Annotated in this window: 13 protein-coding genes; 6 read left to right on the top strand and 7 right to left on the bottom strand. The window is 43.9% G+C overall.

The window, feature by feature from the left end; translation table 11 throughout:
- Positions 1-9: 9 nt before the first annotated feature.
- Both H6G18_RS01040 and H6G18_RS01035 read right to left on the bottom strand, forming a co-directional pair.
- Entirely contained in the window at positions 10-780 is a 771-nt protein-coding gene (locus tag H6G18_RS01040; protein WP_190405215.1) for a hypothetical protein, read from the bottom strand.
- A gap of 22 nt (positions 781-802) precedes the next feature.
- A complete protein-coding gene (locus H6G18_RS01035; RefSeq protein WP_190405214.1) occupies positions 803-1,987 on the bottom strand; it encodes a M20 family metallopeptidase in 1,185 nt (394 codons plus the stop codon).
- A gap of 201 nt (positions 1,988-2,188) precedes the next feature.
- Here H6G18_RS01035 and H6G18_RS01030 point away from each other — a divergent pair, with 201 nt between their 5' ends.
- The 5 genes from H6G18_RS01030 to H6G18_RS01010 all read left to right on the top strand — a co-directional run bounded on the left by H6G18_RS01030 (position 2,189) and on the right by H6G18_RS01010 (position 5,480).
- The gene (locus H6G18_RS01030; protein WP_190405213.1) at positions 2,189-2,515 is read left to right on the top strand and encodes a hypothetical protein; all 327 of its coding nucleotides are present in this window, start codon (positions 2,189-2,191) and stop codon (positions 2,513-2,515) included.
- A gap of 114 nt (positions 2,516-2,629) precedes the next feature.
- Positions 2,630-2,980: a YtxH domain-containing protein gene (locus H6G18_RS01025; protein ID WP_190405212.1), complete on the top strand. Its 351-nt coding sequence runs from the start codon at positions 2,630-2,632 to the stop codon at positions 2,978-2,980.
- A 74-nt stretch (positions 2,981-3,054) separates the two neighbouring features.
- On the top strand, positions 3,055-3,549 hold the full coding sequence (locus H6G18_RS01020) for a DUF948 domain-containing protein (protein WP_190405211.1): 495 nt from the start codon (positions 3,055-3,057) through the stop codon (positions 3,547-3,549).
- 355 nt (positions 3,550-3,904) lie between these two features.
- Positions 3,905-4,714, top strand: coding sequence for a TPM domain-containing protein (locus tag H6G18_RS01015; RefSeq protein ID WP_190405210.1), 810 nt, complete (start codon positions 3,905-3,907; stop codon positions 4,712-4,714).
- 145 nt (positions 4,715-4,859) lie between these two features.
- Complete coding sequence (locus H6G18_RS01010) at positions 4,860-5,480, top strand: precorrin-8X methylmutase (protein WP_190405209.1); 621 nt, start codon at positions 4,860-4,862, stop codon at positions 5,478-5,480.
- A 32-nt stretch (positions 5,481-5,512) separates the two neighbouring features.
- Here H6G18_RS01010 and H6G18_RS01005 read toward each other — a convergent pair whose 3' ends face one another.
- The 4 genes from H6G18_RS01005 to H6G18_RS00990 form a co-directional block, all read right to left on the bottom strand.
- A complete protein-coding gene (locus H6G18_RS01005; protein ID WP_190405208.1) occupies positions 5,513-6,193 on the bottom strand; it encodes a phosphate ABC transporter permease in 681 nt (226 codons plus the stop codon).
- A gap of 25 nt (positions 6,194-6,218) precedes the next feature.
- Positions 6,219-7,055: a 4-hydroxy-tetrahydrodipicolinate reductase gene (dapB, locus tag H6G18_RS01000; protein WP_190405207.1), complete on the bottom strand. Its 837-nt coding sequence runs from the start codon at positions 7,053-7,055 to the stop codon at positions 6,219-6,221.
- Between the two features lie 159 nt (positions 7,056-7,214).
- Entirely contained in the window at positions 7,215-8,714 is a 1,500-nt protein-coding gene (locus tag H6G18_RS00995; RefSeq protein ID WP_190405206.1) for a UDP-N-acetylmuramoyl-L-alanyl-D-glutamate--2,6-diaminopimelate ligase, read from the bottom strand.
- 32 nt (positions 8,715-8,746) lie between these two features.
- Positions 8,747-9,034 (bottom strand): glutaredoxin family protein, encoded by a 288-nt coding sequence (locus H6G18_RS00990; RefSeq protein WP_190405205.1) that lies wholly within the window; start codon positions 9,032-9,034, stop codon positions 8,747-8,749.
- Between the two features lie 415 nt (positions 9,035-9,449).
- Between H6G18_RS00990 and H6G18_RS00985 the strand changes: the two genes are divergently transcribed.
- Positions 9,450-10,865: a DICT sensory domain-containing protein gene (locus H6G18_RS00985; protein ID WP_190405204.1), complete on the top strand. Its 1,416-nt coding sequence runs from the start codon at positions 9,450-9,452 to the stop codon at positions 10,863-10,865.
- 683 nt (positions 10,866-11,548) lie between these two features.
- On the opposite strand, the gene H6G18_RS00980 is transcribed toward H6G18_RS00985, so the two are convergent.
- The gene (locus H6G18_RS00980) at positions 11,549-14,215 is read right to left on the bottom strand and encodes a tetratricopeptide repeat protein (protein ID WP_190405203.1); all 2,667 of its coding nucleotides are present in this window, start codon (positions 14,213-14,215) and stop codon (positions 11,549-11,551) included.
- Between the last annotated feature and the right edge of the window lie 7 nt (positions 14,216-14,222).

Raw genomic sequence — 14,222 nt, 5'->3', positions numbered from 1 at the left:
CCCATATTCTTAAACTAGATAAGTTGTATTTGGCACAATGGGGAAAAAGGCATACTCATACCAAGCAGTCCAGATAAAACTGCGAATCCAGCGATCGCGTTTTTCTTGGCTCAGTTCATAAGCAAAGACGCCGCGAGATTCATCAATTGAAGATAGGTGAGAGTTACAACCACAACCATGCTGGTAAGTAAAACCGTATTTGGAGGCGATACTCTGCACTTTCATTTGCATGGCAAATACTTTGCCAGCATGGAGTATAGCATCCCAAGAACGTTTATGTTCGATGTCGCGCTTGTCAAATCTCAGGGCGCGTTCTTCAAATACGTGATCTCGGTAAATTGGCGCTAGATGCACATGATAGAAACTAGCTGGTAGTTCATAACCAAACTCTTGGAAGAGTTCTAAGCCAATTCGGGCAACTTTCGAGTAATCAGCATCCTGAGATGCCACATCCCGCAGAATTTCTTCAAAGTTGGGATAGTTATGAGTCATGAAATCATAACCGTAGAACTCAAGAGTTTCTCGTGCTAATTGTCCAAATAACTGACAAAATGAGGGCTTGAGGTGGGTTAATTCTGGACGTTCATTAAACAAGTCAACATCACCCTGTTCTAACTTGTATAAGAACAACTGTGCCATCTCAAGATAAATTTGGGGATTGCAGAGTCCGACGTTAGCTGTACCCTTAGCAATGTCTTGCCACACAGTGGGTAGTTGAGCAACAGGAACAGCATTTTCTCCGGCAATGATGGCAATACTGGGGAATTCAAGAAGTTGCATTGGCAATTTCCGTAATAAATGTTTAGTTTATCCTTAAAAGATATTTATAAGCAGCGTAAGCCATCGTCACAACGCCTGTAATGATTGCAGATTCATCTACTTCAAATTCTGGGTGATGTAAGGGATAATTAATAATTCGGTCAGGGTAGCCTACACCCAAACGAAACATCGAACCAGGGGCGTGTTCCAAATATATGGAAAAGTCTTCCGCGCCTAAGGAAGGTTCTGGTAATACCTGGACGCGATCGCTATTCCAAGCTTCTTCACCTACTGATTGAAACAACTGAGTCAGGGCATAATCATTGTATACACCAGGGACACCTTGACGATAATTGACTTGATAACGCGCTCCGTAAGAATTGCAGACATTGGCGACAATTTTTTCAATCCAGTTGGGAAGTTGAGTGCGGGTTTCTGGGTGGAGCGATCGCACTGTTCCCAATAACTGTACTTTATCAGCGATTACATTCGGCGCTCGCCCACCAGTAATTTTCCCAATAGATAACACCACAGGACGTAAGGGGTTATGGGTACGGCTAATGGCTTGCTGCAAGTTAGTAATTACTTGTGCCGCAATCCAAATCGCATCAACCGCCTCATGGGGACGCGCACCATGTCCAGATTCGCCGATAATCACAATTTCTAAATCATCAGCCGCCGCCGTTAAAGCCCCGTAACGTACCCCAATAGAGCCAGCCGGAATCGAAGGGAAAACATGAATACCTAAAATAGCGGAAACGTCTTTCATTGCTCCATCTGCTACCATCCAGCTTGCACCTTGAGCAATTTCTTCCGCAGGCTGGAACAAAAACCGCACATTTCCGCCTAACTCCTCTGTCATCTGAGACAGTATCATGGCTGCCCCCAAACCAACAGTAGTGTGAATATCGTGACCACAAGCGTGCATCACCCCTTCTGTCCGAGAAGCATATTCCAACCCAGTACGTTCTTGAATGGGTAAAGCATCCATATCTGTGCGAATTGCCAAGAAACTCTGATTTTTACTAGTAACTTGTAATTCACCAACTACACCTGTTTTACCGACACCTTCTTGTACACGCAGACCACTAGAAGATAAGACACCAGCCACAAAGGCAGCAGTTTGATATTCTTGACCGCTAAGTTCTGGATGAGAGTGGATGTGACGACGAATCTCAACGAGGCGAGGCGCTAGTTTTGTGGCTAAGTCTTTAATAAGGGTGAGCATTGCTTAATTTTAGATGACAGGCTTAGTTTCCATGATAAGAGGGGAATAAAAAGGACTAAAGTCCTGACTACGAACTTGCTTGTTCTGGAGATATGCGATATGTGGTCATCTCAAATAATATGAAGCGATGCCGTTATGATCAAATCAGAACCAAGTCAAGCGCACATTATCATTCTTCGCTGACATTGGTGGGGGTCAACGATGGTAACAGTAGTTGTGGTTATTAACTTGCTGATTTCACTGACACTGCTTTGTGTAGCTTGGCAAGTGTGGCGACTAAAAGGAAAAATCGCATTTATCGGCGATCGCTTACTTGACTATGAACGCTGTAGTCATGATTTGCTATATAAAGCACCAGAAAATATCTATCTTGGGCAGCAAAATCTTTTGAATCTTAGACAAAGTAACCAAAGTTTACAAATACAAATTCAACAACTAAGGCAAATTGTTAGTTTACTATTACTTGGTCAGCGTAGCTGGAAGCGTTATGTTGGCAAAAAGAAGCCGATAAAATCAATCAACTCCTGAAAGCAACTTTTTGGCTGGATATATTGTCACGATAAGCTAATTAGATTAAATTATTTGCGTTTTTCAATGAACGAAAACCACCTAAAATGGTTGTAAAGAGAGAAAAAGTATAAGATGTCTAATAACCGTTCCGGAGTATTTATTGGCGGTTTGATGCTGGGAGCTACCATCGGTGCTTTAACAGGTGTGCTTGTAGCTCCACGCACAGGGCGCGAAACTCGTAAACTTTTGAAAAAATCTGCTGATGCCATCCCCGAACTAGCGGAAGATTTGTCAACAAGTGTGCAAATCCAAGCAGATCGACTTTCTGCCTCAGCTTTGCGAAATTGGGATGAAACTTTAGATAGATTACGGGATGCGATCGCATCTGGTATAGATGCTAGTCAGCGCGAAAGCCAGGTCTTGAAACGCCAACAAGCTAACCAAGACTCAGATCCTCTTGCTCAAGAATTAGAACGCTCATAATTATAGTGATATGGGTTTCCTAATTTTGAATTTTGTAACTTGCTTCCCGTAGGGTATTTTGAATTTTTATCGCCGTGATTGAACCCCTTTTTTGGTTGGGACTGTCTATTGTCTTAGTCGCTACCAGCTTAACTGCTGTTTTGGTAGCGGCGATACCTGCTTTGCAGGAATTGGCAAGAGCAGCCCGCAGTGCAGAAAAGTTATTTGATACACTCTCACGAGAACTACCACCCACATTAGAAGCTATCCGCACCACAGGCTTAGAAATTACCGATTTGACCGATGATGTCAGCGAAGGAGTCAAAAGTGCCGGTCAAGTTGTGAAACAAGTTGACCAAAGCTTAGATGGTGCGAGAAAACAAGCTCAAAATTTACAAGTAGGTACACGTAGCATATTTGTTGGTGTCAAAGCAGCTTGGAAGACCTTTACCCGCCAAAAACCTACAAGGCGAACGGTTGAGCGTTTATCCATCACAGAACAATCTTCTCTAACCCTCCGAGAACGAGAGACACTGAAACCAGAAAATCGCCGCCCCAAAGCAGAAGCATACCGTTCTCATGATGGTTAATAGTCAATAGTCCATAGTTCATAATCATGAGTTTTCTTCTCTCCCTAATCCCGGCTACGCCACTTGCTCCACTTGGGGAGACCCCTTCTTTACGAGAGGCTTCCGCCAACGCGGCGCGCGCGTATGTCTCCGACACGTTCCGCGTAGCTTGCTTCTCCGTAGGGAACGTAGAGAAGACCGCAGTGGCTACCCTGTTCCTCTGCTTCTATTCCCGACTCCTACTTCCTAACAATAATCTTTGCTTTCAACCCTAAGATTAGAGTAAAGTAAACAAGTGTAACAAAGTATCACTTTTCTCATACTGTTTTAAAGCAACTTGTTCACTTTTACTGTTGATATTTGTATAAGAACGTCCATGCAGTCTCGTTTTTGGCGACGAATTTTAGTATCTATTACAGTATTTTTCTTGGCTGGGTCACTTTGGGTGATGAGTTCTCCCCCTGCGCTGGCTTATGACAATCCTGAGTTGTTACCTAATTTTTTTACCCCAGTTGTAGACCTAGCTAAATCCCTACCTGATCCGCAAGAAGAAAAGCTCATCCAAGAAATAGAGCAATTTGAAGCGGATACTGGTTGGAAACTGCGCGTACTGACTCAATATGACCGGACTCCGGGTAGGGCTGTAATCAATTACTGGGGATTGGATGACAAAAGCATTCTCTTGGTTGCTGACTCCCGTGGGGGTAACATCCTCAGCTTTAGTGTGGGTGACGCAGTTTATGAACTTTTACCCCGGACTTTTTGGATAGAATTACAAACCCGCTTTGGAAATTTGTATTTTGTTCGAGAACAAGGGGAAGACCAGGCGATTTTACAAGCCTTAGATTCAGTTAAAGGCTGTTTAATTAGAGGTGGTTGTAACGTTGTTCCTGGGCTACCAAGGGAACAGTGGATTTTAACCTTAATTACATCAGTCATTGGTGGGATTATTTGTGGCTTCGCAGCTCAACCCCGGACGGAAGGGCAAGTTTTTGCTTGGCAATGGGCTTTAATTTTCTCGCCTTTGTGGGGAATTTTGTTTATTGCCTTTGGTATTGGGCCTGTGGTTACACGTACCAGTGACTGGCTACCTCTAGTGCGTAATATCTCTGGTTTTTTTATTGGGGCTTTGGTGGCTTATTTATCCCCAGTTTTCAGTCGTCCTTCCTCTAATGCGAATTCTTAAATGAGGCGTAGGGAGTAGGGAATAGAGGCAAGGAAGGGGGAGGAGAAAACCAATGACTATGGACTTCATGGCGGTCTTAGTCCCTCTTACCTAGCGATCGCTCAAACTGATAAGCTGAAAGCTAGTCTCTCAGCAGTTAATAGCAATGGAATGGCACGTAACTGATGCTCAAAGTTTAGCAATCATCGATAGCGAAATTGGCGATCATGTGTTCTCGCCAGCAGAATATGAAATTGTCCGCCGAGTGATTTATGCTACGGCTGACTTTGAGTACAAATCTTTAATCCGGTTCTCTGAACGTGCTTTGCAAGCTGGGGCAGCAGCATTGGCAGCTAGAACTACTATTGTGGTAGATGTGCCGATGGTGCAAGTAGGTATTGCCTCCGATGTTCAAAAGACTTTTGCTAATCCGGTGTATTGCAGCATGGAAGCTTTGACCCGTCCCCAAACAAATAAAACTCGCGCAGCTTGGGGAATTGAAACCTTAGCCACACGCTATCCAGAAGGAATTTTTATAGTAGGTCAAGCGCAAACAGCAATGACTACACTCGTTGATTTATTTGAAGCAGAAGAGATTAACCCAGCTTTAATTATTGCTACTCCTGTGGGATTAGGAGATGTGGAAGATGCCAAAAGACGCTTGCAAGATTCCTTAGTTCCAAATATCACAATTGACAGCCGCAAAGGAAACGCAGTTGTAGCAGCTGCGATCGCTGGTGGTTTGATAGATTTGGCTTGGCAAGCCTACGGGAAAATTAGTCCATAGTCCATGCTCTTGTGCTTCTTCTCCTCACTCCCCTAATTATTCCGGCGGCGGCGGCGTGGTCTGTTTTGTCGGTCTTCGCGTAGGCGATCGCTGACTTCGTTAAAGAAATCCCTTCGTAGATAGGGATAATCATTTACCCAGATGTTACGACTGGGAATATAAACATCACTAAATTCTTCTATCCTGCTTAAATCGGGGCGATTTGACAGGACAATCATTTCTGCTATTTGACCACGGGCGATCTCTTTATGAAAAGGACGTAGAGGTGCTTCTAACTCGATGCTAAATCCTGTATCGTCACCTACTTCAATGTTGATCCGTTTTTCTCGATTTTCCACAATTACCAATTCGCCTTTGCTGTTGACGGTTTCTTGTTTACCCATCAACTTATCTGTAATCCACCAATCTAGAATTCGACCACGGAAAAAGCCACTGTATTTGTAACGACGGCATTTTGCATTCCTTAGACTCGCCTGAAGAACGGGATACCATAACCAAAAAAAGGCGGCGAATACTCCCACAAAAAAGACGATAAGGCCAAAATCTAACCGAAAAACTGTTCTAATCAGCAGAATCACAACTATCGCAACTACAGAAATTAACAGGCGCTGCAAAAAGTTGGAAAACTTTCCCCAGTAGTACTTGTACTGCGGGCCAGTGGCAATTAGGGGAATTATTTGTTCAAATTTCTGGCGAGTCAGTGGAACTAACATGAGTGGGGAGTGGGGAGTGGTGAGTTTATAGTATCTTTTCTAAACCATATACTAATGACTTTAGCTGTAAGACTTTGCGAATCGCAAGCAAAACTCCTGGCATATAGCAGGCGCGATCGCTTGTATCATGGCGTAAGGTATAAATTTGTCCTGGTGCGCCAAAAATCACTTCTTGATGGGCTATCAATCCTGGTAGGCGGACGCTATGAATCCTAATGCCTTCGCCAGCTAAACTACCTCTAGCTCCGGGTATTTTTTCCGTTTCTTCCACAATTGCAGGGTTAAAAGTTTTACCCAACTCCGCTAGTAATTGCGCGGTTTGAATCGCTGTCCCACTGGGCGCATCGGCTTTTTGATTGTGGTGTAATTCGATAATTTCTACATGATCAAAATATTGTGATGCGGTGATGGCGGCTTGTTGCAGCAACACCATACCAATGGAAAAGTTAGGAATAATGAGACAACCAGTACTAGCTTTTTCGGCAAAATCTGCCAAATTTTCAATCTGTGATGGACTTAACCCCGTAGTTCCGACCACTGGACGAATACCATAGGCGATCGCACTGCGAACATTATCATAAACTGAATCAGGGTGAGTAAAGTCTACTATGACCCCTGGTGGCCCTTGTCTTTCACCAGCCACATAACCCAGCATTGGTTCCAATTGGTCTGTAATTGGAACTTCTAGGGCTTCACTTAAACCAGCTAGTTCCCCAGCGTCTTTACCTTGATGTTCGGGACTGTGGTCAATTGCACCCAATAAATTTAAGTCTGGCGCTTGGGCTACTGCTTTGACTACTTCACGACCCATTTTGCCAGCAGCACCATTGACAATAACTGGGATAGGAGCTTGATTTGTCATAATTAGGAAAACGCTTTTTTAAGCTAACAAGGGAATCATTTTAGACATTGTGTGAGCTAGTATCTAGCCTGATTTTTCAGATTATCTTAAAACGGTGCTAATAACTAAGGACGGGCAGGATGTATTGTAACCTCCCCGTCACTCTGCGTTTAAAAAGCTCTATTTATCGGATGTTTTTACTCTCTCAGTCAAAGCGGCGCGTGCGTGTTCTCGGTCGTCGAAGTGGATTTTTTCTGTACCGAGAATTTGGTAATCTTCATGACCCTTGCCAGCCAGTAGTACTCCATCACCGGGTTGGGCTTGTAAAATTGCAGTACGAATGGCAGAAGCGCGATCGCCTATAACTATCGGTTGTACGGTGTCAGGGATTCCCGCCAGAATATCCTCTAAGATTCGTTCTGGGTCTTCCGTGCGCGGATTATCTGAAGTCACCACAGCTAAATCGGCTAGTTCAGCCCCGATTTTACCCATTTTGGGGCGCTTGGTGCGATCGCGATCGCCACCACAGCCAAACACACAAATCATTCTCCCAGGAATAAATGGTCTAGCAGCTTTGAGTAAGTTTTCTAAACTATCTGGGGTATGGGCATAATCGACAATGACGCTAATATCTTGGTCAGGATGAATCTGCACCCTTTCCATTCGTCCGGGGACACCGGGGAACTCTGGGATAGCATTGGCGATTAATTGTAAGTCTAGTCCTAAGTGTAAAACTGCACCTATAGCCGCCAAGAGATTTTCTAAATTGTATTGACCAACCAAGGGGGAACGGAAACTGACATCACCTTCTGGTGTATGCAATATTCCACTGACACCGTTTGGCTCATAACTCAAATCACTCATCCATAAATCAGCACTGCTATCATTAACGCTATAACTCCACACCTTCTCAGGACTCAATGCCTTAATTAATCTTTGACCGTAGGTATCATCAGCATTGATAATTGCTCGTCCTTTGAGGTAGTCAGGACTAAATAACAGCGCTTTCGCTGCGAAATAATCTTCCATGTCGCTGTGATAGTCCAGGTGATCTTGGGTGAGATTGCTAAATACCCCCACCTCAAAGGGACAACCAAGCACCCGACCTTGTGCTAAGGCGTGGGAACTGACTTCCATGACTCCGAACTCACACCCAGCGTTGACAGCTTGTGCTAGTTGCTGTTGTAGTTCCACTGCGAAGGGTGTGGTGTGGGTGGCTGTCTGTTCAAACCCAGGCCAACGAGTGTAGAGAGTCCCCATCAAAGCAGTGGATAATTGCGCTTTGGTTAAGAAAAATTCAATTAAGTGAGTCGTGGTAGTTTTACCATTAGTACCAGTGACACCTACCAGCTTGAGTTTCTGCCCAGGATAATCATAAAAAGCTGCGGCAATTTCGGCACAAGCTTTAGTCATGTCGTTAGCGCTAATGACAACAGCCTCATCACTAGGAGGATTTTTTTCCACAGCTTGAGGAGAGACGATCGCCGCGATCGCACCGGAAGCGATCGCACTAGGCCAAAATTCTCCACCATCTACCCGTGTTCCTGGCATTCCAATAAACAAATCTCCTGCACCACAAGCATGGGAATTAGTCTTGATTCCTTTTACTTCCGCATCCCCTAAAGCTTGAGGTAAATTTTCCACACTGTCTACTGTCGCTAATAATTCCCGCAATTTCATGTTGTGAACCTCGACACACGCCTTTCTTGCGCCTATTCTGCATTATTTTTTTCCGGATTGGCTAAATACTTACACAACATTTGCTCCAATTGCTGAACGCTAGCACGAGGCGAAGGCCGGGGCAAAGCTCGCTCTTGCTCGTCTTCAGGCTTTACCAGATAAAGAACCGGAACCTCATATTGGTATGCCATAAACCAATCTTCACGAGTTGTAATGTCACGAATTTCTAACTCAAAACTCAAATTTTGGATCTGTTCCAGTTTTTCCTGTAAGCCCTCACATAAATGACAACCGGGTTTACTGTATAAAATTAATTGCATTTACTGAATACTACAAATGTTTTATAACTACTATTGTAAAAAATATATTATAAATCTATAAGCTTTGAAATATAAAGTGGTCATTTGCATTAAAAATAGTAATATTTAGTAATTTCGTGATTCATAATTTATTGTGTTTCCGGGGCTTTTGTGTAAAAAACATATATATAAGGAATAAGGATAAAAATCGATAAATTGAAGAAACCAGAAGGTTCAATTACAAGGGGATTCTTACCCCCAGTAATTGTAGACCAATGAATCTACGATTTAGTGGGGGTATTAAACCTAGTTTGGTCAAAGCAACAAGGCATACCTTAAAACTTTTTTCTTCCCTGCTGCCCTCTGCCTTCTGCCTTGCCAGAAAGGCGATAATTATTTTTTCCTTACCATGATTTTTATTGGTTGTGCTTAACTCATGAATGACTCTCTCCATAAGGATTTATCCGTTTATCAGCTGGCTTTAGGAGTGGAAGCGCCTTCCCAAACAGTGACTCTCAATCCGGCTACGTTGTTATCACTGGTGAGAGCGCAAATAGACTTACTAATTGAGCAGCAGATCAGTGCAACGCTGTGGATTAAACTTCCACCAGGGAAAATTTGGACTTCAGAATTAGTCCGTTATCAGTCATCTATGGGTGAATCTAGTAATATTTACAATTGTCAAGTAGGGGAAGGAAAATTAGAATTAGGGGAAGAAAAGTTAATATCTTTATCTAGTTTATATGACCATTATCTAGATGTGCGATTACTACCAAATAATAATCTGCCAAGAGAATACTTTTTGTTAGTATTATCGCCAAGATTTTGCAGTTTAATTGCAGCTTATCGTCCGCGCCAAAATAATAAAATCAGTACTTTAGATAAGGCTCAAAATAGTAAAAATCAACCTTTATTTACCATTACTTCAGTTGATAATCAAGTAATTCAGCGTGTATTAGATGGTATCAAACAAGAGATTGTCCCAGAATCAAAGCCAATTACACCCAGTGATTTCATCTGTCCAAACGCTTGCGAACCAGCACTCATCAGCCAACTTCTCACCAAGCAACTCCAGCGACAAAATGAAATTAATCGGCGAATTAGTGTAGAACGCATTGCTAAATTGCAGCAGCACAATCAAAAACTGCAAACAAAAGAGCAACTGAAAGATGAATATTTAACCAATGTGTGTCAAGAATTGCGTACACCCCTAACGCAAATGAAGACTGCACTTTCGCTGTTAAATTCGCCGACGCTCAAACCCCATCAGCGACAGCGCTATTTGCAAATGCTAAATACTCAGTGCGATCGCCAAAGTGTTTTGATTACAGGTCTCATGACGTTGGTAGAACTAGAGCATAATTTGGAAGCTACAACTTTAGAATTAGTCAAGCTTGTAGATATTGTCCCTGGAGTCGTCAGCACTTACCAACCAGTAGCCCAAGAAAAAGGCATCATGCTAGGCTACACCATCCCTACAGACTTACCCACGGTTTGGTGTGTCAATGGTGGCTTGCGGCAAATTGTTATTCATCTGCTACATAACAGCCTGAAGTTTACACCCAAGGGCGGTCAAGTATGGGTCAGAGCTAAAGTCCAAGGCGAATATGTCCAACTAGAAATTCGTGACACAGGTATCGGGATTTCTGAAACCGAAATTCCCAAAATCTTTGACTGTTTTTATCGTGTGCGATCGGGGCTAATTGATGAGACAAATGGCGCAGGTTTAGGATTAACCATTGTGCAGAGATTGTTATGGCATTGTGGGGGTTCTATTAATGTCAGAAGCAAGATTGATGAAGGCACTATGGTAATAGTGCAAATGAAGATAGGAACTACCTCACCCACTTAAATCTGGAAAACACTGTGAAGCGATCGCCTAACGATTACTCTCAAAACATCATCATTGCAATTGCACCTTAAAACAACTTGATTTTGACCTTTCCCCCAGCCGACGCGGAGAGGGGAGTAAAGAGTTAAAATATCAGTGAAAAATAGGGTTTTAAAACCTCTCTCCTTGCAGGCTACCGTGTACACACATCCTTGTGCTAGGTGCAAAATGTAGTTTGATCCCCCTAAATCCCCCTTCAAAAGGGGGACTTTGATTCTTGTTCCCCCTTTTCTAAGGGGGGTTAGGGGGGATCAAAACGTTATAGGGCAAAGTTTATCAGACTTGTGTGTACACCGTAGCTCCTTGCAGGGGAGAGGTTTCGAGAGGGGTTTTTTATTCGTCGAACTCACCTTAAAACAGGAACGTTCTCACCTGAAACTAAAACGTTCTCGCTTAAAACAAAAATGTTCTCCTTTAAAACAGGAATGTTCTCACTTAAAACAGAAACATTCTCACCTGAAACAGAAACATTCTCACTTGAAACAAGAACATTCTCACTTGAAACAGAAACATTCTCACTTGAAACAGAAAACTTCGAGTTCAGAACACGAAAGTTCGAGGTTAGAACACCAAAGTTTGTGTTTAAATGTAGAAAAGCATCGCCGCCAGCATCGCGTATTTAAGAATGAACCTGATTATTCTGCTTATGAGTTTAAACACTCACGCAAATATGCTAAATTTTTACGCACAGTCACCGTATTAGGATGATTTACTCCTAACTGTTGCTCAAAAATATCTAAAGCTTGGATGTACAAGGGTTCGGCTTCGCTGTATTTCCCTTGGGAGTCGTAGAGTTCAGCTAGGTTGTTGAGGCTTTGGGCGACATCAGGATGTTCTTCACCCAGGAGTTTACGCCGCAGTGCCAAAGCTTGAATGTACAAGGGTTCAGCTTCGCTGTATTTCCCTTGGGAGTCGTAGAGTGCTGCGAGGTTGTTGAGGCTAGTGGCGACATCAGGATGTTCTTCACCCAGGAGTTTGCGCCGCAGTGCCAAAGCTTGGATGTACAAGGGTTCGGCTTCGCTGTATTTCCCTTGGGAGTAGTAGAGTGACGCTAGGTTGTTGAGGCTAGTGGCGACATCAGGATGTTCTTCACCCAGGAGTTTGCGATACAGAGCCAAAGCTTGGATGTACAAGAGTTCGGCTTGGCTGTATTTCCCTTGGAAGTCATAGAGTCCAGCTAGATTGTTGAGGCTAGTGGCGACATCAGGATGTTCTTCACCCAGGAGTTTACGCCGCAGTGCCAAAGCTTGGATATACAAGAGTTCGGCTTCGCTGTATTTCCCTTGGGAGTCATAGAGTAGAGCTAGGTTGTTGAGGCTAGTGGCAACATCAGGATGTTCTTCACCCAGGAGTTTGCGACACAGAGCCAAAGCTTGGATGTACAAGGGTTCGGCTTCGCTGTATTTTCCTTGGGATTTGTAGAGTAGAGCTAGGTTGTTGAGGCTTTGGGCGACATCAGGATGTTCTTCACCCAGGAGTTTACGCCGCAGTGCCAAAGCTTGGATGAACAAGAATTCAGCTTCGCTGTATTTCCCTTGGGAGTGGTAGAGTGCTGTGAGGTTGTTGAGGCTAAGTGCGACAGATGGATGTTCTTCACCCAGGAGTTTGCGCTTGAGAGTCAAAGCTTGGATGTACAAGAGTTCGGCTTTGCTGTATTTCCCTTGGGATTTGTAGAGTTCTGCTAAATTGTTGAGGCTAAGTGCGACATCTAGATGTTCTTCACCCAGGAGTTTGAGCTTGAGAGCCAAAGCTTGGATGTACAAGGGTTCGGCTTCGCTGTATTTCCCTTGGGAGTCGTAGAGTGCTGCGAGGTTGTTGAGACTGAGTGCGACATCTAGATGTTCTTCACCTAAGAGTTTGCGATACAGAGCCAAAGCTTGGATGTACAAGGGTTCGGCTTTGCTGTATTTCCCTTGGGATTTGTAGAGTGACGCTAGGTTGTTGAGGCTAGTGGCGACAGATGGATGTTCTTCCCCTAAGTGTTTTTTGGTAATTTCTAGGCACTGCTCAAACCAAGGTACTGCTTTATCATATAGTCCTTGACCATGATAAAAAAAAGCGTTGCCAACAAATGCCCAAATTAAATCATCATTACTAATATACTGAAAGAGATTGGTTGCTACTTCTGCTAAGTGAGGTATTGCTGGGGCGACATTCTTAATTTGCACAAGTGTGGAAGTATAAGAAATATCTTGAGCAACTGCTATCATCACTCTACAAACAGAATGCTTAAATTCCTCTGCCTGTTCTAAACCTCTAAGCTTAAATTGGAAAAACTCCCGCAACAGGGAATGCAGTTGATATATTCCCTCACCTTTACGCTGGAGTAAATGCAGATTCAGCAACTTATCGTCTCTAATATCTTCTAAATCTTCCTCATCTTCCTCTGGTAAGCACTGTTCCACCAACTTCCAAGGGATAGGCGCGGCGGCGAATAAACTTAATAAACAACCCAATTGCTGATCATTTTCCTCTAATTCCAGCCAACTCAACTCAAAAGCAGCTAACACACCTCGTTTTGCTGTCATATCAGCTTCTGCCTTCATCAAGGCGCGTTGTTCTAGTCGCTTATTCTCCAACCGTCGCAACATTTCCGCCAGCGATAAATCTTGCTTTCGTGCCAGATACCGTCCCACCAACTCTACAGCCAAAGGCAAATACCCCAACCACTCACACAACCCCAACGCCACTAATTCACCCTCTGACCTCTCCCCTAACCCCTCTCCTACAAGGCGAGGGGAATCACTCTCCCCCTTCCCTAGTAGGGAAGGGGGCAGGGGGTTTAGGTCATTTTCAACCCGTTCCTTGCCAATAATCGACACCAACAACTCTAACGCCGCCTCTGGTTGCAGCACATCTAAAGATAACTGGGCAATTTTTCCCAAACGCTGGCGGGAAGTCAACAACACTTTAAACCGAGAAGATGAGGACGGAAGATAAAGCTTGACTTCCTCATAGTCGCTGACATCATCCACCACCAGCAACACCTCACCCTCACGCCAACGCCGCCAGCAATACTGCACCCGTCCGGGTAAATCTAAATCATCCGGTGGGTTTAAATCAAAATAAGTTCTGGCAAACTGGACAATTTGTAGCCCCACATCCCCAGACTTGGGCAATAACCAGCAAATTCCCCCCGTATAAATTTCACGATGCTGGATGGCATATTGCAACGCCAGTTCTGTTTTACCCAGTCCACCCATCCCCGCAATAGCCGCAATGGCTACACGGTCATTTTTCTGTAAAAGTTGGCGGAGGGTGTGCAGTTCCTCCTCCCGCCCAACAAATTTTGTTACCCCACTCAGGGGCAAATTCTCC

Origin of the sequence: Anabaena subtropica FACHB-260 (assembly GCF_014697105.1) — a bacterium.
Taxonomy (GTDB): Bacteria; Cyanobacteriota; Cyanobacteriia; order Cyanobacteriales; family Nostocaceae; genus Trichormus; species Trichormus subtropicus.
This window is presented reverse-complemented; position numbering and strand designations above follow the sequence as displayed.